Source organism: Kitasatospora brasiliensis, from assembly GCF_032654805.1.
Lineage (GTDB): Bacteria > Actinomycetota > Actinomycetes > Streptomycetales > Streptomycetaceae > Kitasatospora > Kitasatospora brasiliensis.
Genome location: NZ_JAUOOW010000007.1, coordinates 446041 through 465817 on the forward strand (window position 1 = coordinate 446041; position 19777 = coordinate 465817).

General features: G+C 73.0%; 14 protein-coding genes. 6 read left to right on the forward strand and 8 right to left on the reverse strand.

What is annotated here, in order from left to right:
• Positions 1-49 precede the first annotated feature (49 nt).
• Positions 50-2425: an ATP-binding cassette domain-containing protein gene (locus tag QWJ13_RS27860; protein WP_316527885.1), complete on the forward strand. Its 2376-nt coding sequence runs from the start codon at positions 50-52 to the stop codon at positions 2423-2425.
• Positions 2426-2482: 57 nt separating this feature from the next.
• On the opposite strand, the gene QWJ13_RS27865 is transcribed toward QWJ13_RS27860, so the two are convergent.
• The 3 genes from QWJ13_RS27865 to QWJ13_RS27875 form a co-directional block, all read right to left on the reverse strand.
• Entirely contained in the window at positions 2483-4345 is a 1863-nt protein-coding gene (locus tag QWJ13_RS27865) for a DUF8508 domain-containing protein (protein ID WP_316527886.1), read from the reverse strand.
• Positions 4346-4567: 222 nt separating this feature from the next.
• Positions 4568-5521, reverse strand: a complete 954-nt coding sequence (locus QWJ13_RS27870) for a Gfo/Idh/MocA family protein (RefSeq protein ID WP_316527888.1) — start codon at positions 5519-5521, stop codon at positions 4568-4570.
• Between the two features lie 99 nt (positions 5522-5620).
• Positions 5621-6532: a LysR family transcriptional regulator gene (locus QWJ13_RS27875; protein WP_316527889.1), complete on the reverse strand. Its 912-nt coding sequence runs from the start codon at positions 6530-6532 to the stop codon at positions 5621-5623.
• 180 nt (positions 6533-6712) lie between these two features.
• Here QWJ13_RS27875 and QWJ13_RS27880 point away from each other — a divergent pair, with 180 nt between their 5' ends.
• The 3 genes from QWJ13_RS27880 (at position 6713) to QWJ13_RS27890 (ending at position 11373) form a co-directional block, all read left to right on the forward strand.
• The gene (locus tag QWJ13_RS27880; protein ID WP_316527890.1) at positions 6713-8146 is read left to right on the forward strand and encodes a TolB family protein; all 1434 of its coding nucleotides are present in this window, start codon (positions 6713-6715) and stop codon (positions 8144-8146) included.
• Between the two features lie 150 nt (positions 8147-8296).
• Positions 8297-9709 carry a TolB-like translocation protein gene (locus QWJ13_RS27885; protein ID WP_316527891.1) on the forward strand — a complete coding sequence of 471 codons (1413 nt, stop codon included), beginning with the start codon at positions 8297-8299 and terminating at the stop codon, positions 9707-9709.
• A gap of 152 nt (positions 9710-9861) precedes the next feature.
• Entirely contained in the window at positions 9862-11373 is a 1512-nt protein-coding gene (locus QWJ13_RS27890; protein ID WP_316527893.1) for a TolB-like translocation protein, read from the forward strand.
• 128 nt (positions 11374-11501) lie between these two features.
• Here the strand turns inward: QWJ13_RS27890 and QWJ13_RS27895 are convergent, their stop codons facing one another.
• Positions 11502-12695, reverse strand: coding sequence for a glycine C-acetyltransferase (locus QWJ13_RS27895; protein ID WP_316527895.1), 1194 nt, complete (start codon positions 12693-12695; stop codon positions 11502-11504).
• Between the two features lie 33 nt (positions 12696-12728).
• Positions 12729-13757, reverse strand: coding sequence for an L-threonine 3-dehydrogenase (gene tdh, locus QWJ13_RS27900; protein WP_316527896.1), 1029 nt, complete (start codon positions 13755-13757; stop codon positions 12729-12731).
• A gap of 488 nt (positions 13758-14245) precedes the next feature.
• On the opposite strand from tdh, the gene QWJ13_RS27905 reads away from it, so the two are divergent.
• Complete coding sequence (locus QWJ13_RS27905) at positions 14246-15718, forward strand: serine hydrolase domain-containing protein (RefSeq protein ID WP_316527898.1); 1473 nt, start codon at positions 14246-14248, stop codon at positions 15716-15718.
• A gap of 53 nt (positions 15719-15771) precedes the next feature.
• On the opposite strand, the gene QWJ13_RS27910 is transcribed toward QWJ13_RS27905, so the two are convergent.
• A complete protein-coding gene (locus QWJ13_RS27910) occupies positions 15772-16833 on the reverse strand; it encodes an ATP-dependent DNA ligase (protein WP_316527899.1) in 1062 nt (353 codons plus the stop codon).
• A gap of 67 nt (positions 16834-16900) precedes the next feature.
• Between QWJ13_RS27910 and ligD the strand changes: the two genes are divergently transcribed.
• A complete protein-coding gene (gene ligD, locus QWJ13_RS27915; protein ID WP_316527900.1) occupies positions 16901-17908 on the forward strand; it encodes a non-homologous end-joining DNA ligase in 1008 nt (335 codons plus the stop codon).
• Here ligD and QWJ13_RS27920 read toward each other — a convergent pair whose 3' ends face one another.
• Positions 17909-18430 (reverse strand): hypothetical protein, encoded by a 522-nt coding sequence (locus tag QWJ13_RS27920; RefSeq protein WP_316527901.1) that lies wholly within the window; start codon positions 18428-18430, stop codon positions 17909-17911.
• Positions 18427-19542, reverse strand: a complete 1116-nt coding sequence (locus QWJ13_RS27925) for an 8-amino-7-oxononanoate synthase (protein ID WP_316528065.1) — start codon at positions 19540-19542, stop codon at positions 18427-18429. The genes QWJ13_RS27920 and QWJ13_RS27925 overlap by 4 nt, the downstream gene beginning before the upstream one ends.
• Positions 19543-19777 lie beyond the last annotated feature (235 nt).

Genomic DNA, 19777 nt, shown 5'->3' on the forward strand with positions numbered 1-19777 from the left:
GGGACCGCCCAGACCGCCCAGACCGCCCAGCCCAGGAGCGAAGAGAACGATGCCCAAGCGGACGGACGCACAGCCGCACGTCGCCGACAGCCACGACCTGATCCGCGTGCACGGCGCACGCGAGAACAACCTCAAGGACGTCAGCGTCGACATCCCCAAGCGCCGGCTGACGGTGTTCACCGGAGTGTCCGGCTCGGGCAAGAGCTCGCTGGTCTTCGACACCATCGCCGCCGAGTCCCAGCGGCTGATCAACGAGACCTACAGCGCCTTCGTCCAGGGCTTCATGCCCACCCTGGCCCGCCCCGAGGTGGACGTCCTGGAGGGCCTGACCACCGCGATCATCGTCGACCAGCAGCGGATGGGCGCCGATCCGCGCTCCACCGTCGGCACCGCCACCGACGCCAACGCGATGCTGCGCATCCTGTTCAGCCGCCTCGGCACCCCGCACATCGGCTCCCCCAAGGCCTTCTCCTTCAACGTCCCCTCGATCAGCGGCGCCGGGGCCGTCACCATCGAGCGCGGCGGCAAGACCGTCAAGGAGCGGCGCAGCTTCAGCATCACCGGCGGCATGTGCCCGCGCTGCGAGGGCCGCGGCCGGGTCTCGGACATCGATCTCACCCAGCTGTACGACGAGAGCAAGTCGATCGCCGAGGGCGCGTTCACCATTCCCGGCTGGAAGACGGACAGCTGGTGGACGGTCGGCGTCTACGCCAACTCGGGCTTCCTCGACCCGGACAAGCCGATCCGCGAGTTCACCGAGCAGGAGGTGCGGGACTTCCTGTACCGGGAGCCGACCAAGGTCAAGGTCAACGGTGTCAACCTCACCTACGAGGGCCTGATCCCCAAGATCCAGAAGTCCATGCTCTCCAAGGACAAGGACGCGCTGCAACCACACATCCGGGCCTTCGTGGAGCGGGCCGTCACCTTCACCGCCTGCCCCGACTGCGGCGGCACCCGGCTCAGCGAGGCGGCCCGCTCGTCCAAGGTCGCGGGGATCAGCATCGCCGACGCCTGCGCGATGCAGATCAGCGACCTCGCCACCTGGGTCCGCGAACTCGACGAGCCCTCGGTGGCGCCGCTGCTGGGCACGCTCCGGCAGGCCCTGGACTCCTTCGTGGAGATCGGCCTCGGCTACCTCTCGCTGGACCGCCCCACCGGCACCCTCTCCGGCGGCGAGGCGCAGCGGGTCAAGATGATCCGCCACCTCGGCTCCTCGCTCACCGACACCACGTACGTCTTCGACGAGCCGACCACCGGCCTGCACCCGCACGACATCGACCGGATGAACCGGCTGCTGCTGCGCCTGCGAGACAAGGGCAACACGGTGCTGGTGGTGGAGCACAAGCCGCAGACCATCGCGATCGCCGACCATGTGGTCGACCTCGGCCCGGGGGCCGGGACGGCGGGCGGCGCGGTCTGCTACGAGGGCGGTGTCGAGGGGCTGCGCGCCGGCGGTACGGTGACCGGCCGCCACCTGTCCGACCGTACGGCCCTGCGGGAGAGCGTGCGCAAGCCCACCGGGGTGCTGGAGATCCGCGGCGCGAGCGCCCACAACCTGCGGGACGTGGACGTGGACGTCCCGCTCGGGGTGCTCACGGTGGTGACCGGGGTGGCGGGCTCGGGCAAGAGCTCGCTGATCCACGGCTCGATCCCCGTGGAGGAGGGCGTGGTCTCCGTCGACCAGGGCTCGATCAAGGGCTCCCGGCGCAGCAACCCGGCCACCTACACCGGGCTGCTGGAGCCGGTCCGCAAGGCCTTCGCCAAGGCCAACGGCGTGAAGCCGGCCCTGTTCAGCGCCAACTCCGAGGGCGCCTGCCCGACCTGCAACGGCGCCGGCGTGGTCTTCACCGACCTGGCGATGATGGCCGGGGTGGCCACCACCTGCGAGGACTGCGAGGGCAAGCGGTACCAGCCGGCGGTGCTGGAGTACCACCTGGGCGGGCGGGACATCGCCGAGGTGCTGGCGATGCCGGTGACGGAGGCGCTGGAGTTCTTCGGCTCGGGCGAGGCGAAGCTCCCGGCCGCGCACCGCGTCCTGGAGCGGCTGGCGGACGTCGGCCTCGGCTACCTGAGCCTCGGCCAGCCGCTCACCACGCTCTCCGGCGGCGAGCGCCAGCGGCTCAAGCTGGCCACCCACATGGCGGACAAGGGCGGTGTCTACGTCCTGGACGAGCCGACCACCGGCCTGCACCTGGCCGACGTGGAGCAGCTGCTCGGGCTGCTGGACCGGCTGGTCGAGTCCGGCAAGTCGGTCATCGTGATCGAGCACCACCCGGCGGTGATGGCGCACGCCGACTGGATCATCGACCTCGGTCCGGGGGCCGGGCACGACGGCGGGCGGGTGGTCTTCGAGGGCACCCCGGCCGAGCTGGCGGCGGCCCGCTCCACGCTCACCGGGGAGGCCCTGGCCCAGTACCTGGGCTGAGAACGAGGCCGCCTCCGCCACCGGTGAGAACCGGCGGCGGAGGCGGCAGTCACGGCGTCACGGCTTGATGCGGACCACCTGCGGGTCGTGGTCGCTGGCCTGCTGGGCGAACTCGGCGTTGATGTGCACCACGTCGTACTTGGCGTAGCCGACCTCGGGGCTGACCAGGATGTGGTCCAGCACCTGCGAGTTGCCCTGGTAGACGTACGAGTACTGCTCGGTCTCCGGCAGCTCGTTCACCAGGTCGCGCAGCACGCCGCCCTTGGTGAGCGCGGAGATCGCGGGCGAGAACTGGTAGTCGTTGAAGTCGCCGAGGGAGACGACCTTGGCCTCCTTGTCGGCCGCCAGCAGCTTGGCGACGAAGGACTGCTCGACGGTGGCCTGCTTGATCCGCTGCACCTCGGAGCCGCGGGTCGGCTGCTGGAAGCGGCTGTCGATGCCCTGGTCGCCACCCTTGCTGTTGAAGTGGTTGGCGATCACGAAGACCTTCTTGCCACGGAAGGAGAACTGGCCGACGAGCGGCTTGCGGCTGTTCGTCCAGGCCTCGTCGTTCGGCTCGATCCGGCCGGGCGAGGCGGTCAGCGCGGTGTTCGCGCCGGTGCCGGTCACGCCGACGGCGGTGGTGGCGTCGCCGCCGGGGATGTCGGTGAAGGACACCCGCTGCGGGTTGAACAGGAAGACCTGGCGGATGTTGCCGCCGGGCTCGCCGCCGTCCTTGCCGTCCTGCGGGTCGACCGAGCGCCAGTCGTACGCCGGGCCGCCGGCCGCCTTGATCGCGGCGATGAACTTGGCGACGGTCTGGCTCGCGTCCACCGTGCCGTCGTTCTTGTTGCCGTTGTTGTCCTGGATCTCCTCCAGGGCGACGACGTCGGGCGAGCGCAGGTTGGTGACCACGGCCTGCGCCAGCTCGGCGAACTTGGCGTCCGGGTTGCCCGGGGCCAGGTTCTCCACGTTGTAGGTGGCGATGGTGAGTTCGCGGTCGGTCGCCTGGGGGGTGACCTCGCGCTGGAGGTGGTTGTCCTTCAGGGTGCCCATGGTGCCGGCGACCAGGGTGTAGCCGCCGAAGCCGTTGTAGTCCAGCGGGCCGGTGGTGGTGCCGGTCAGCTCGTCGCCGACGTTGGCCACCGGGAACGGCTGCTGGGTGACCGCCGCCTGCTGCTGGATCATCAGGCGGCCCACGTTGGGCTCCTTGTACGACTCGTACAGCAGCCCGCCGCGCTTGCTGCGCTGGTCCTGCTTGTCGGCGGCGACCCACAGCTCGTTGTACTTGTCGGTCGCCTGCACCACCCGGACGTCCTTGACCTGGACGAGCATGCCCTCCAGGGACGCGTAGAAGTCCAGGGTGTACTTCTCCGGGTTGAGCGTCACCGAGGAGATGGTGCCGTCCGGGCCCGCCGGCGGGGCGTAGGTGCCGGGGATGTTGCGGGTGTCCACGACCACCGGGGCGGGCAGCGGGTTGCCGGCCGACAGGACGGTGACGGCCGGGGAGGAGATCTCGGTGAGGGACTGCGAGCCGCCGTTGAAGTTCGGGTAGTACGTGGTGACCTTGCCGCTCACCAGCACCGAGTCGCCGACCTTGACGGTCGGGTTGCCGCCGGTGAAGACGAAGATGCCCTCGCCGGTGGCCGGGTCGGCGTCCGGGTTCGGGTCCTGGAGCCAGAAGCCCTTGGAACTGCCGTACGCGCGCACGCCGGTGACGATGCCGGGCACGCCGGTGACGGGCTTGCCGGCCTGCGGGGATATCCGGGTGGTGCCCTTGATGTCGTGGACGCGCAGCGGGCCGACCTCGGTCGGGGCGGGGGTGGCGGCCGTGGCGGCGTTCGCGGCCGGCAGCGGGACGAGCACCAGCGAGGCGGCCAGCGCGGCCGGGATCAGGGCGGCGCGCAGCAGGCGGGGGCGGGGTGCGGGGGCGGTGGTCACCGGGGCAGGGCTCCTAGCTCCGTCGTGCGGCACGGTGTGGCACGGCGGTCCGGGCGGAGGCGCGCTTCAGCGCGCGCTGCTCGCGAGGGGAAGTAGCGGGGAACGGACACCCGCCCCCCGCGGCGCCCCTAAGATACGCGCGTAGAAATCACCCCGACAAGACCTCACCGGTGAACGCGCGGTTCCCCGGTGGTGACGTGACGGTGGATCAACCCGGGATCCTCACAGCCCGCTCCCAGCCGACTCCCAGGAAGCCTCGATCCGCTCCACGACCAGCTCGCACAGCTCGTGGGTGCGCAGCGCGTCATGGGCGTCCAGCCGCTGTCCGGCGCGGACGGCCGCCAGGAAGGCCAGCACGCACTGCTCGATGCCGCGCTGACGGGCCACCGGCACCCAGTCGCCGCGACGGCGGACGGTCGGCTGGCCGCGGTGGTCGATCACCTCCGCCAGGTTGCGCACCTCGCGCTTGGAGTCACCGCCGGAGACCTCCAGCACCTCCTCGGTGGAGCCGGAGACCCGGTTCATGATGCCCAGCGCGGTGAAGCCCTCGCCGCCGAGGGTGAGCACCACGTGCTCGACCAGCCCGTCCCGGACGCGGGAGCGGACGTCCACGTGCTCGATCTCGCCGGGGGCCAGGAAGCGCAGCACGTCCACGACGTGGATGAAGTCGTCGAACACCAGGGTGCGGGCGCTCTCGGCCAGGCCCTCGCGGTTCTTCTGGAGCACGATCAGGTCGCGCGGGCGCTCCTTGGCCTGGGCGTAGCCGGGCGCGTGGCGGCGGTTGAAGCCGACCATCAGGGAGCGGCCGGTGCGGTCGGCGAGGTCGACCAGGCGGCGGGCGCCGTCCAGGGTGTAGTCGAGGGGCTTGTCGACATAGACGTCCACCCCGGCGGTGAGCAGCTGCTCGACGATCGGGACGTGCTGGTCGGTGGCGGCGTGCACGAACGCGGCCCGGATGCCGCTGCCGATCAGCGCGCCGAGGTCGGTGAAGCGGTGCTCGGGGGCGATCCGGTGGGCCTCGCCGAGCCGGTCCAGCTTGGCCCGGTCCCGGGTCATCAGCCGCAGGTCGAGTCCGGGCAGCGCGGTGAGCACCGGCAGGTACGCCTTCTGCGCGATGTCGCCGAGGCCGATCACCCCGACCGGGAGCGGGGTCTCGGGGGCGGCTGTCGAACTCATGGAGGCTCCTGTGCTGCGCGGTCGTCGGGCGCCCCCACCCTATGCGGCGGGCATCACGGCTGGTCGGGCGGCGGCCGGTCGGGCGCCCACGGCCGCCGGTCAGGCGCCCGCGGCGGCCGCCTCGGCGAGGGCGTCCAGGACCGGCCGGATCAGCGGGTGGCCGTCGGCGCCGGCCCGGACGGCGGCGAAGACCCGGCGGGTGGCGAGCTCACTGTCCACCGGGCGCACCGCGACCTGCCCGAGGTCGACGCCGCCCAGTGCCGAGCGCGGCACCAGCGCCACCCCGAGGCCCGCCGAGGCGAGCGCGACCACGGCCCGGAAGTCGTCGGAGGAGTGCAGCAGCCGGGGCTGGAACCCGGCGTGCTCGCAGGCCAGCAGCACCACGTCGTGGCAGGGGTTGCCCGGGTACGGCCCGATCCAGGGCTCGTCGGCCAGCGCGGCGACGGCCAGCGGGCCGGACTCGGCGGCCAGCCGGTGGCCGAGCGGCAGCACCGCCTCGAAGGGCTCGGCGTACAGCGGCACCCTGGTCAACCGGGCGTCGTCGGCGCGCGGGGCGCCCCGGTACTCGACGGCCACCGCGAGGTCGGCCCGGCCGTCCAGGACCATCGGCAGGCTGGCGTCGCCCTCGGCGTCCAGCACCTTGAGCCGCACCCCGGGCGCGCGCTCGGCGAGCAGCCCGACGGCGGGGGCGAGCACGGAGGCGATGGCGGTGGCGAAGGAGGTGACGGTGACCTCCCCGGAGACGCCGGCGCTGTACGCGGCGAGGTCGGCCTCGGCCCGTTCCAGCTGGGCGAGCACCACGTCGGCGTGGCCGAGCAGGATCTCCCCGGCGGCGGTCAGCCGCACGCCCCGGCCCTCCCGGGCGAGCAGGTGGTGGCCGGTCTCCTGTTCCAGGGCGGCCAGCTGCTGGGAGACCGCGGAGGGGGTCAGGTAGAGGGCGGCCGCCGCGGCGGTCACGGTGCGGTGGTCCGCCACGGCCCGCAGGGTCCGCAGCCGTCGTGCGTCGATCACGGACCAATTCTGCCAGCGCGGCGGGGCGGACCCGCCGGCGTGGAGGGGGCGGGCCGGAACGGCGGTTTCCGGACGAGATCGCTCCCGGTCGTTGACCGCCCGACCGGCCCGGCGCTTGGCTCGTGTCCACCGGGCCGCGGGGGTCAAGGGCCCGGCACCGTCATCAGGGGAGGATGATCCATGACCACCGCACGCACCCGCCGCCGGCTCGCCCGTACCGCGGCCGTCCTGGTGGCCGTCGCCGTGGCCGGCGCCGCGATGCCCGCCGCCGAGGCCAGGCCGCCCAAGGGCGACACCGCCCGGGTCAGCGAGGGCGCCAAGGGCGAGGCCCTGGACGGCCCCTCGCTCGCGCTCGGGCTGAGCGGCGACGGCCGCTACGCGCTGTTCTCCTCGTCCGCGACCGATCTGCTGCCCGGCGGCGCCGGCGCCGTGGGCGACCTCTACGTCCGGGACCTGCGCAACGGCCACACCGAGCGGATCAGCGTCGCCACCGACGGCTCCGCGCTGGACAACGGCAGCAACGACGCGGCGATCAGCGGCGACGGCCGGTACGTGGCGTTCTCGACCTACGCCGGCAATGTGCTGCCCGGACAGGTGAAGCACCCCAGCGACGTCTTCGTCCGCGACCGCTGGACCGGCCGCACCGAGCTGGTCACCTCCGGCGACGGCACCTCCGGCGCGGGCGACGACCAGAGCATCCGCAACGCCTTCAACACCGCGATCAGCCGGGACGGCCGCTACGTGGTCTACTCCTCCGACCGCACCGACCTCGCCCCCGGCGTGCACCGGGGCAAGTTCAACATCTTCGTCACCGACCGCTGGACCCGCACCACCCGGGTGGTCAGCACCGGCGCCGACGGCACCCCGGCCGACAACAGCTCCTACCGCCCGACGATCAACGCGGACGGCACCGTCATCGGCTTCAACTCCCGGGCCGGCAACCTGCTCCCGGCCGACCAGACCCCGCCCGCCGACGGCGCTGCCACCGCCGACACCGCCGACGGCGCGGACCGGGCCGAGGCCGCGGTGCCCACCGGCGCGCTCCCGCGACTGGCCGCCATCCGCGCCTACCCGTACTACGTCTGGGAGGCCCGCACCGGGAAGATCACCGGCGTCAGCTACGACGCGGCCGGCGAGCTCACCGGCGTCGGCAACGACGGCCGGGTCAGCCCCTCCGGCCGCTACGCGATCTACACGGTCTACGAGGAGGGCGGCCGGCCCGGCTCGCACGGGCGCCACCAGGACGTCTACGTCCGGGAGTTGGCCACCGGCAAGACCACCAGGGTCAGCGGCCCGCCGTCCGGCGGCGCCAACCTCGACTCCTCCTACGACCCGGTGATGCCGCTGAACGACCGCTGGGTGTACTTCACCTCCGACGTCACCGACCTCGTCCCCGACGACACCAACGGGCAGAGCGACATCTTCCGCCACGACCTGAGGACCGGGCGCACCGAGCGGGTCACCCTCACCGAGGACGGCTCGCAGAGCACCACCTCCGCCTTCTTCCCCCAGGTCGACGACGAGGACACCACACTGCTGTTCAGCGCCGAGGACGGCAACCTGGCCCCGGTCGTCGACAGCAACACCACGGACGTCTTCCGGCGCCGCCTGTGACCCACTGACTCCCGTACGGGATACGCCTGTTGACGTATTTCCCGACGGGATCACCCCCGGCTGTTGACCATCGGCCCTCCCGACGGTTGGCTCTGCGAGAGCCCGCCGCCGGGAGGGAGCCCGGCCGGGTGACCAAGGGGAGGACGACCCATGACCACCGCACCCGCCCGCCGATGGCTCGCCCGTACGGCCGCCGTCCTGGTGGCCGCCGCCGTGGCCGGCGCCGCGATGCCCACGGCCGAGGCCAAGCCGCCCAAGGGCGACACCGCCCGGGTCAGCGAGACCACCAAGGGCGAGCAGCTGAACGGGAGTTCGAACGCGCTCGGACTGAGCGAGGACGGCCGCTCCGCACTGTTCACCTCGACCGCGACCAACCTGCTGCCCGAGGCCGGCACCCCGAACGCGGACGAGGTCTACGTACGGAACCTGCGCAACGGGCACGTCGAGCGGGTCAGCGTCGCCGACGACGGCTCCCGGCTGAACGCCCCCACCTTCGCGGCCTCGATCAGCGGCGACAGCCGGTACGTCGCTTTCAGCACCACCGCCACCAACGTGGTGCCCGGCCAGGTCGCCCACGAGAGCGACGTCTTCGTCCGCGACCGCTGGACCGGACACACCGAACTGGTCACCGCCGCCGCCGTTCCCAGCACCGACGACCAGAGCACCTTCGACGCCCTCAACCCCAGCATCAGCCGGGACGGCCGGTACGTCGCCTACACCTCCAACCGCACCGACCTCGCCACCGGCCCCGTGAAGCGCGGCAGGGACAACGTCTACGTCACCGACCGCTGGACCCACACCAGCCGGCTGGTCACCGTCGGCGCGGACGGCAAAGCCGCCGACCTGGACTCGCTCGAACCGTCGATCAGTGCGGACGGCTCCACCGTCGCCTTCACTTCCAAGGCCCGGAACCTGCTCCCGGCCGACCCGGACACCGACCCCGCGCCGACCGCCGACCCCGCAGCCGACGACGGAGCGCCCGCCGACGACGCACCCGGGCTGACGAGCCACCCCCGCCGCTACCCCACCTACGTCTGGAAGGCGGCCACCGGCACGATCGTCGGCGCCAGCCTGAACGAAACCGGGGCACTCGACGGCAGCCTCTACGGCCGGATCAGCCCGGACGGCCGCTACGCCGTCTACAGCGTCCCGGTCTTCATCGGCGGCATCCCGCCCCACGGCATCCGGCTGGACGTGTACGTCCACGAGCTGGCCACCGGCAAGGTCACCAAGGTCAACACCGACCTGCCGGGCACCAGCGCGATATGGTCCTCCTCCGGCGCCGTCATGACGGCCGACAGCCGCTGGGTCTACTTCGACTCCGGCACCGACACCCTCGTCCCCGACGACACCAACAACGCCTACGACGTGTTCCGCCGCGACCTGTGGACCGGCCGGATCGAGCGGGTCAGCCTCACCCGGGACGGCGGACAGAGCACCGCCGAGTCCGTCGACCCGTTCGTGGACGCGACCGGGGACACGGTGCTCTTCAGCGCCAGCGACGGCGACCTGGTACCGGGTGACACCAACAAGGTGTACGACGTCTTCCTGCGCCACCTGTGATTCCCTGACTCCCCTGCGGCGTACGACCGTTGACGTATTTTGCGCCAAGCTCGCCGCCGCCCGTTGACCCCCGTCCCGCCCGGCGATTGGCTCTGCGGAAGAGCCCGTCGCCGGGAGGGAGCCCGGCCGGGCGATCACAGGGGGGACACCTCATGACCCGTACCATCCGGACCACCCGCAACCGGTGGCTGTCGGGCGGCGGCAGCGTACTCGCCGCCGTGGCCGTGCTCGCCGTCGCCGTCGCCCCGGCCCAGGCCGACCCGGTGCTGCGCGGCACCACCCAGATCAGCGTCGGCCCGAACGGCGCCGCGCCCGACGGCCAGTCCTGGAGCCGGGGCATCAGCGCCGACGGCCACTACGCCCTGTTCATGTCCGCGGCCACCAACCTGGTGCCGCAGCCCTCCAAGAACCGGGACGACGCCTACGTCCGGGACCTGCGCACCGGCCGCACCGAACGGGTCAGCCTGGCCGACGACGGCAGCACCCTGGACGATCCCGTCGACTACCCCGCGATCAACGGCGACGGACGCTACGTCGCCTTCTCGACCTACGCCTCGAACGTGGCGCCCGGCGCCCAGGTCCAGGGCCGCGACGAGGTGTACGTCCGCGACCGCAGGACCGGCCGCACCGAGCTGATCAGCGGCGCGCTCGCCGGCGCCGCCCCCGACGCCGACAAGTTCCACTCCTCGTACGCGCCCTCGATCAGCGCGGACGGCCGCTTCGTCGTCTTCGTCTCCTCCCGGACCGACCTCGTCCCGGAGACCGCCACCCCGGCACCGTCGCTCACCAGGCCGTACACCTGGAAGTACAACGTCTACCTCACCGACCGCCGGACCGGAACGACCCGCCTGGTCTCCCACGACCTGAACGGCCAGGCGGGCGAGAGCATGTCGCTCCACCCGACGATCAGCGCGGACGGCCGCACCATCGGCTTCTCCTCGATCTCCGACCTGCTGCCGGGCGAGGAGCCCCAGGGGTCCGCACCCGCCGACGTGGGTCCCGCCCCGGGCGCCGCGGCCCCGCTGCCGGCCGGTCAGTCGCTGACGGCGTCCCCGGCGCTCGCGGAGTACTACACCTACGACACGGCCACCGGGAAGATCACCGCCGTCAGCCGCGACCTCGACGGCAAGCTCACCGGCGCCGCCTTCGACGCCACGATCAGCCCCGACGGGCGGCGCGCGATCTACGCCCTGCCCGAGCCCGGCGGCTCGACCAACGGCCACCGCTACCACCTGGTGCTCCACGTCCGGGACTTGAGGACGGGCGCGGTGACCAAGGTCAGCGGCGGCCTGCCCGGCACCGGCTCGGTCGGCTCCTCCGGCCACGGCTCGATCACCGCCGACAACCGCTGGCTCTACTTCGCCTCCGCCGCCGACAACCTGGTGCCCGGCCCGCAGCACCCTGGCTCGGACGTCTACCGCCAGGACCTGCGCACCGGCCGCACCGAGCGGGTCGCCACCACCCCGGACGGCTCGCCGGGCAACGGCACCTCGCTCGACGCCTTCGTGGACGCCTCCGGCGACACCGTCGTGTTCGGCTCCACCAGCACCGACCTGCTGCCCGGTCCGGCCGCCCCGGCCGACGACAGCTCCCAGGTCTTCGCCAAGCCCACCGGCCGCCACCAGGGCGACGGCGACGACCAGGGCGAGAACCAGGACGGCTGACGACGGCGGGGCGGGACGCCGATGAGCACCGGCGTCCCGCCCCGTCGCGTGAGGGGGGGAAAGGTGGTTCCTGAGCCCGTGGGCCGGTCCGGTTCCGAGCGGTCCGGCCCACGGGCAGCCTTGGGAGGTCAGGCCTCCAGTGCGGCGCGGGCGTCCACGAAGGCCGCCACGGCGCGCTCGACGTCCTCGGTGGAGTGCGCCGCGGACAGCTGCACCCGGATCCGGGCCTGGCCGTGCGGCACCACCGGGTAGGAGAAGCCGATCACGTACACGCCGCGCTCCAGCAGCAGTTCGGCGAGCCGGCCGGCCTTGGCCGCGTCGCCGATCATCACCGGGGCGATCGGGTGGTCGCCGGGCAGGATCTCGAACCCGGCCTCGGTCATCTTCGTGCGGAACAGCGCGGTGTTGGCCGCCAGCCGCTCGCGCAGCTCGTTGGACTTCTCGACCAGGTCGAGCACCTTGAGCGAGGCCGCCGCGATCACCGGGGCCAGCGAGTTGGAGAACAGGTACGGGCGGGAGCGCTGGCGCAGCAGGGCGACGATCTCCCGGCGGGCGGCGACGTAGCCGCCGGAGGCGCCGCCGAGGGCCTTGCCGAGGGTGCCGGTGATGATGTCCACCCGGTCCATCACGCCGTGCAGTTCGGGGGTGCCGCGGCCGCCGGCGCCGACGAAGCCGACGGCGTGCGAGTCGTCCACCATGACCATGGCGTCGTAGCGGTCGGCCAGGTCGCAGATCTCGCGCAGCGGGGCGACGTAGCCGTCCATCGAGAAGACGCCGTCGGTGACGATCAGGCGGCGGCGGGCGTCCTGGGTGTCCTGGAGCTGCTTCTCCAGGTCGGCCAGGTCGCGGTTGGCGTAGCGGTGGCGGCGGGCCTTGCTGAGCCGGATGCCGTCGATGATGCTGGCGTGGTTGAGCGCGTCGGAGATGACGGCGTCCCGGTCGTCCAGCAGGGTCTCGAAGACACCGCCGTTGGCGTCGAAGCAGGAGGAGTAGAGGATCGTGTCCTCCTGGCCGAGGAACGCCGAGAGGCGGTCCTCCAGCTCCTTGTGGACGTCCTGGGTGCCGCAGATGAAGCGGACCGAGGCCATGCCGTAGCCCCAGCGGTCCAGGGCGTCCTTGGCGGCGGCGAGCACCTCGGGGTGGTCGGCCAGTCCCAGGTAGTTGTTGGCGCAGAAGTTCAGCACCTCGCCGGGGCGGCCGCCGGCGGTGACGGTGACGGCGGCGCTCTGCGGGCTGCCGATCACCCGCTCGGGCTTGAACAGGCCGGCCTCGCGGATCTCGTCGAGGGTGGTGGCGATGTCGGCGCGCACGTTGTCGAACACGAGCGGACTCCTTGTCTAGTCGGCGAGGCTGGCTCAGGCGGTCCAGTCGAGGATGATCTTGCCGCAGTTGCCGCTCGCGGCGTCGTCGAAGGCGGCTTCGAAGTCGGCGGCGGCGTAGCGGCCGGTGATCACCGGGCTGAGGTCCAGGCCGCCCTCCAGCAGCACGGACATCGCGTACCAGGTCTCGAACATCTCGCGGCCGTAGATGCCCTTGATGGTGATCATCGAGGTGACGATCGAGGCCCAGTCCACCGGGAACTGCTCGGCGGGCAGGCCGAGCATGGCGATCTTCCCGCCATGGGTCATGTTGGCGATCATCGACTGCATCGCCTCGGGGCGGCCGGACATCTCCAGGCCGACGTCGAAGCCCTCGCGCAGGCCCAGCTTCTGCTGGCCCTCCTCGATGGTGTGCTCGGAGACGTCGAGCGCCAGCGTCACGCCGACCTTGCGGGCCAGGTCGAGGCGGTACGGGGAGACATCGGTGATCATCACGTTGCGGGCGCCGGCGTGCTTGGCGACGGCGGCGGCCATGATGCCGATCGGGCCGGCGCCGGTGACCAGCACGTCCTCGCCGACCAGCGGGAAGGACAGCGCGGTGTGCACGGCGTTGCCGAACGGGTCGAAGATCGCGGCCACGTCCAGGTCGACCGGCACCCGGTGCACCCAGACGTTGGAGGCGGGCAGGGCCACGTACTCGGCGAACGCGCCGTCCCGGTTGACGCCCAGGCCGACGGTGTTGCGGCACAGGTGGCGGCGGCCGGCCAGGCAGTTGCGGCACTTGCCGCAGACCAGGTGGCCCTCGCCGCTGACCAGGTCGCCGACCGCGATGTCCGTGACGCCGGCGCCGAGCTCGGCGACCTCGCCGACGAACTCGTGGCCGATCGTCATCGGGGTCTTGATGGTCTGCTGGGCCCAGCCGTCCCACTTGCGGATGTGCAGGTCGGTGCCGCAGATGCCGGTCCGCAGCACCTTGATCAGCACCTCGCCGGGGCCGATCTCGGGCTTCGGGACATCGATCATCCAGAGGCCGGGCTCGGCCTTCTGCTTGACGAGTGCCTTCACGGGCAGCGGCTCCTGACGTGCGGGTGGGACGGCCTTCGGGGGTCGGGCAGGCCGAGGTGGCCCGGTTCGGCCGTTCCTGACGGCGCGCTCCGGGCAGGCAGAAATCTGCCTGGTCGGAGCGGGTGCGGTCCATCGAGGAATTCTTAAGGGCGGCCACAGCTGGGCTGAACGATCGTGCCCGAGCAGCGGCCGACGGGCCGGGGCGGCGTGCCGGTGCTCACCCGTCCGGCGGAGCGCGGGGGCGGCCACCGCTCTCCGGCCGCCCGGTGGGGCAGCGGGCGGCGGGCCGCCAGCCGGGCGGGGCACTCGGCTGACGGCGCTCCCGTTCGGTCCAGCCGGGCAGCGACCCGCGCGCGGCCGGACGGCGCCGGTGCTTACGGTGGCGACGCTCCCCCGCGGCCCCGTGGAGCCGCGCTCCGGCCCCGCCGAGCAGCGCTCCGGGGCCCTTCGCCAAGGGGCCGACCCGCCCCAGAGAGGCGTCTGCACCGATGACCGACACCCGACGGCCGAGCCCGGCCGTTCCCCGCGCCGAGCGGGTCCCCCGTTCCCCCGCCGCGGCCGTTCCCCGCGCCGTCCGCGTTCCCCGCGCCGTCCGGGTGGCCTCCGCCGCCCTCGCGCTGACCGGCCTGCTCACCGTCTCCGCCTGTTCCGGGGACTCGAAGCCCGCGGGGCGGGACCCGGCCGTCACCGCCGAGCCGGCCGGGCTCAGCCCGTCCCCCGGGTACGGCGGCGCCAGTCCGACCGGCGGGGTGGTGGCGCTCACCCCGGACGTCCAGAGCCGGCTGGACACCGCGATCAAGCAGGTGATGAGCCAGGCCTCGATCCCCGGGGTGATCGTCGGCTACACCGCCCCCAGCGGCAGCTACCAGCGCAACTTCGGCGTCGCCGACAAGAACGCCGGAACGCCGATGTCGGCCGACCTGTACACCCGGATCGGCAGCGTCACCAAGACGTTCACCGCCACGGCCGTGCTACGCCTGGCCGACCAGGGCAAGCTCAGCCTGGACGACCCGGTCTCCAAGTACGTCTCCAATGTGCCCGGCGGCGACGGCATCACCCTGCGCCAGCTCGGCCAGATGCGCAGCGGGCTGTACAACTACAGCGACGACCCGGACTTCCAGCACCTCTTCCTCAGCGACCCCAACCACGCCTTCACCCCGGACCAGTTGACGGCGTACGCGTTCAAGCACCCGGCCGACTTCTCGCCGGGCAGCAGGTTCGAGTACTCCAACACCAACTACATCCTGCTCGGCCAGGTGGTCGAGAAGGTCGGCGGGCAGCCGCTGGGCGACTTCCTGAAGGCGCAGGTCTTCGACCCGGCCGGGCTCACCAAGACGGTCTTCCCGACCGACGCGACCTTCCCCGACCCGCACGTCCACGGCTACACCGACCAGACGCTCAGCGGTCAGCCCACCGAGTCCACCACCTGGAACCCGTCCTGGGGTTGGGCGGCCGGCGCGGCGATCTCCAACCTCGCCGACCTCCAGACCTGGTCGAAGGTGCTGGCCACCGGCGATCCGCTGCTCAAGCCCGCCACCCAGGCGGACCGGCTCAAGGGGCCGGACACCGGCACCCCCGATCTCAGCTACGGCTTCGGGGTGTTCACCACCCACGGGTGGATCGGGCACAACGGCTCGCTGCCCGGGTACCAGACCGTCGTGGTGTACCTGCCGGCGGCCCAGGCCTCGCTGGCGATCATCCTCAACACCGATGCGGCGTACCAGGGTTCTGAGCCCTCCACGCTGCTGGCGGCGGCGATCACGCGGATCGTCTCGCCGGACAACGTCTACACGCTGCCGGCCGGCGCCGCCACGGGCTCACCCAGCCCGTCGCCGTCCCCCTCGCCTTCTCCGTACTCCTCGCCGTCACCGTCGCCGTCCCCGTACCCGTCGCCGATGACCTCGCCCTACGCCACGGCCACGGTCGAACCGACCGCGACCCCCACCCTGAACCTCTCCTGAACCGCGCGGGGGGCCTGGCCCGATCGCGGGCCAGGCCCCTTCCTGATCCTCCGTCAGATACCCAGCACCGCACCGAGGTCGTACGAGACCGGCTCCTCCAGCTGCGCGTAGGTGCAGCTCTCCGGCGTACGGTCCGGCCGCCAGCGGCGGAACTGCGCGGTGTGCCGGAACCGGGTGCCCTCCATGTGGTCGTACGCCACCTCCACCACCCGCTCGGGGCGCAGCGCGATCCAGGACAGGTCCTTGCCGCCGGTCCAGCGGCTGACCGCGCCGGGCAGCCGGCCCTCGGCGTGCGCGACCTCGTCCGCCCAGCCGCCCCAGGGGTGCCCGGAGACGTCGTCCATCCGCAACGGGGCCAGCTCCTCGGCGAGTTCGCGGCGGCGGGCCATCGGGAAGGCCGCGCAGACGCCGACGTGCTGGAGCCGGCCGGTGTCGTCGAAGATGCCGAGCAGCAGCGAGCCGACCACCGGGCCGCTCTTGTGCTCGCGGTAGCCGGCCACCACGCAGTCGGCGGTGCGCTCGTGCTTGATCTTGTACATGGCCCGCTCCCCCGGCCGGTACGGCTGGTCCAGCGGCTTGGCGACCACCCCGTCCAGCCCGGCGCCCTCGTACTCGGCGAACCAGGTGTGCGCCAGGTCGAGGTCGGTGGAGGCGGGGGCGGTGAACACCGGGTCGGCGGCGTCGGCCAGCGCGGCCTCCAGCGCCGCGCGGCGCACCGACAGCGGCTCGTCCAGCAGGCTGTCCTCGCCGAGGGCGAGCAGGTCGAAGGCGACGAAGGAGGCCGGGGTCCGCTCGGCGAGCAGCCGGACCCGGCTCGCGGCGGGGTGGATGCGCTCCAGCAGCTCCTCGAAGCGCAGCCGCCCCTCCCGGGCGATCACCACCTCGCCGTCCAGCACGCAGCGCTGCGGCAGCTCCCGCCCGAACGCCTCCACCAGCTCGGGAAAGTACCTGGTCAGCGGCTTGCCGGTGCGGCTGCCGAGCTCGATGTCGTCGCCGTCGCGGAACACGATGGAGCGGAATCCGTCCCACTTGGCCTCGTACTGCATCCCCGGCGGGATCTTGGCCACCGACTTGGCGAGCATCGGCGCCACCGGCGGCATCACGGGCAGGTCCATGCGTCCCATCCTCCGCCCGGTTCCCCTCGGGGCGCGCGCCGGGCGCACCGCGCTTAGCGTGGGGCCCATGGGCTCAGCCGTGGAACTGGATGTCGCCGGGCGCACCGTTCGGCTGTCGAACCCGGACAAGGTGTACTACCCCGAGCGCGGCTTCACCAAGCTGGACGTCGCGCAGTACTACCTGGCCGTGGCCGACGGGGTGCTGCGCGGGCTGCGCGACCGCCCGACCACGCTGCAACGCTTCCCGGACGGGGTGGACGGCGAGTTCTTCTACCAGAAACGCGCGCCCAAGGGCCTGCCGGAGTGGCTGCCCACCGCCCGGATCGAGTTCCCCAGCGGCCGCTCCGCCGACGAGATCTGTCCGACCGAGCCCGCCGCCGTGCTGTGGGCGGCCAACCTGGGCTGCCTCACCTTCCACCCCTGGCCGGTGCGGCGTTCCGACACCGACCACGTGGACGAGCTGCGGATCGACCTCGACCCCCAGCCCGGCACCGACTTCCACGACGCCGTCCGCGCCGCCCACGAACTGCGCGCCCTGCTGGAGGAGCACGGGCTGCGCGGCTGGCCCAAGTCCTCCGGAGGGCGCGGGCTGCACGTGTACGTGCCGCTGGCCCCCGAGTGGACCTTCACCGACGGGCGCCACGCGGTGATCGCGCTCGGCCGGGTGCTGGAGCAGCGGATGCCCGGGAAGGTGACCACCGCCTGGTGGAAGGAGGAGCGCGGCGAGCGGATCTTCGTCGACTACAACCAGATGGCCCGCGACCGCACCATCGCCTCCGCCTACTCGCTGCGCGCCCGCCCGCGCGCCACCGCCTCCACCCCGCTGCGCTGGACGGAGCTGGACGACGCCGCCCCCGAGGACTTCGACCTGCGCACCGTCCCCGCCCGGTTCGCCGAACTCGGCGACCTGAACGCCGAGATGGACGGCCAGGCCTTCCGCCTGGAGGGCCTGCTGGAGCTGTACGAGAAGCAGCTGCGCGACGAGGGCCTCGGCGAACTCCCCTACCCGCCCGACCACCCGAAGGCCCAGGGCGAGCCGCCCCGGGTGCAACCGAGCCGGGCGAAGAAGAAGTAGTCAGCCGTCCGGCGGCGCCCACAGCACCCGGACCCGGTCGGCCGCCGCGTCGTAGCCGAGGAACGGCGTTCGGTCGTCGCCTTCGAAGTACACCGGCACCGACGTGCCCAGCCGCCGTCCGATCGCGGCCAGGAATCCGCAGAGGACGTCCAGCCGCTCCTGCCCCTGGAGCTCGCGGAGGTCGAGGTCGAAGTCGATCCGTTCCTCCCCGAGGAACCGGAAGATCGCGCAGACCTCCGGGGCCGGCCACACCCGCAGGCTCGGGCACTCCGCGCCGGCCGGCCGGGACAGCACCGTCCCGGCCCGTGGGAGCGGCAGCACGGAGCAGCCCGCGGTGTACTCGAAGGCCCAGCCCCGCTCCACGACCAGGTCGAGCACGGCCTGCCAGTCGGCCGCCGTGGCGCCCTCGATGAACACGTCGGGCAGGCAGTCGCCGCCGGTCGGGTCGAGCAGCCAGGCGACGTGGTCGTCCCAGAGCAGGTGGGACTCCCCGGCGTCCCGCCCTGCGCGGTCGGCGGTCATCCGCGCCGCGCGCCCACCGGGGCCAGCTCGGCGACGATGCGGACGGCCTCGGCGATCTGACCGTCCGTCAGATCCCCACGGGCGGTCAGGCGCAGCCGGGAGATGCCGTCCGGGACGGACGGCGGGCGGAAGCAGCCGACGGCGAGGCCGGCGCGCAGGCAGTCGGTGGCCCAGGCGACGGCGGCCTCCGGGCCCGGGGCGCGGACGGAGACCACGGCGGCCTCCGGCTCGCAGGCCACCAGTCCGGCGGCGGTGAGCTGCCGGGCCAGGGTGCGGGCGACCTCGCGGGCGCGCTCGGCGCGGGCGGGCTCGGCGCGCAGCAGGCGCAGCGCGGCAAGGGCGGCACCGGCGGCGGCCGGGGCGAGACCGGTGTCGAAGATGAAGGTGCGGGCGGTCTCGGTCAGGTGGCGGATCACCCGGCGCGGGCCGATCACGGCGCCGCCCTGCGAGCCGAGCGACTTGGAGAGGGTCACGGTGGCGACGGTGTCCGGCCGCCCGGCGAGCCCGGCCGCCGCGAGTGCCCCGGTGCCGCCGTGGCCGAGCACGCCCAGTCCGTGCGCGTCGTCCACCAGCAGCGCGGCGCCGTGCGCGCGGGCGGCCTCCGACAGGGCGGGCAGCGGCGCGGCGTCGCCGTCCACCGAGAACACCGAGTCGGTGACCACCAGCGCCCGCCGCTGCGTCCGCCCGGCGAGCACCTCGGCCACCGCCGCCGGATCGGCGTGCGGGGCCCGGTGGACGTCGGCGCGGGAGAGCCGGCAGCCGTCGATCAGCGAGGCGTGGTTGTAGGCGTCGGAGACGATCAGGGTGTCCGGGTCGGTGAGCGCGGTCAGCGCCGCCAGGTTGGCCGCGTACCCGGAGGAGAACACCAGCGCGGCCTCCGCTCCGCAGAACTCGGCCAGCTCCTCCTCCAGTTCGGTGTGCAGCGCGGTCGTCCCGGTCACCAGCCGCGACCCCGTCGACCCGCCGCCCCACCGCAGCGCCGCGTCCGCCGCGGCCCGGGTGACCACCGGATGCCTGGTCAGCCCCAGGTAGTCGTTCCCGGCGAGGTCCAGCACCGCGTCCTCCGCCGCCCGGCTGCGCAGCGTCCTGGTCAGCCCAGCCTCGGCCCGCATCGCGGCCGTCTCGTCTAGCCAGTCGAAGACATGGGCCGGAGCGGGGGCGCCGGGGGCATCGGAGACGGAGGCCAAGGGGTGCGGCTCGGCCGCGAGCGGATGGTTCATGCCCGGCACTCTGGCACGCCGCCGCGCGCCGGGCAATGTGCGGCTCGGCACGTCCGCCGCGGCTTCCCGGTCCCCGCCGCGGCGAGCCCGACCGCAAGGCCCCGCGGTACGTCCGCGTCGACGCCGC

Coding starts and splice junctions, on each gene's coding strand:
- QWJ13_RS27860 (WP_316527885.1), top strand. CDS start 50: ATGCCCAAGCGGACGGACGCACAGCCGCACGTCGCCGACAGCCACGAC.
- QWJ13_RS27870 (WP_316527888.1), bottom strand. CDS start 5,521: ATGAGTTCGACAGCCGCCCCCGAGACCCCGCTCCCGGTCGGGGTGATC.
- QWJ13_RS27880 (WP_316527890.1), top strand. CDS start 6,713: ATGACCACCGCACGCACCCGCCGCCGGCTCGCCCGTACCGCGGCCGTC.
- QWJ13_RS27885 (WP_316527891.1), top strand. CDS start 8,297: ATGACCACCGCACCCGCCCGCCGATGGCTCGCCCGTACGGCCGCCGTC.
- QWJ13_RS27890 (WP_316527893.1), top strand. CDS start 9,862: ATGACCCGTACCATCCGGACCACCCGCAACCGGTGGCTGTCGGGCGGC.
- QWJ13_RS27905 (WP_316527898.1), top strand. CDS start 14,246: ATGACCGACACCCGACGGCCGAGCCCGGCCGTTCCCCGCGCCGAGCGG.
- QWJ13_RS27910 (WP_316527899.1), bottom strand. CDS start 16,833: ATGGACCTGCCCGTGATGCCGCCGGTGGCGCCGATGCTCGCCAAGTCG.
- ligD (WP_316527900.1), top strand. CDS start 16,901: ATGGGCTCAGCCGTGGAACTGGATGTCGCCGGGCGCACCGTTCGGCTG.
- QWJ13_RS27920 (WP_316527901.1), bottom strand. CDS start 18,430: ATGACCGCCGACCGCGCAGGGCGGGACGCCGGGGAGTCCCACCTGCTC.
- QWJ13_RS27925 (WP_316528065.1), bottom strand. CDS start 19,542: ATGCGGGCCGAGGCTGGGCTGACCAGGACGCTGCGCAGCCGGGCGGCG.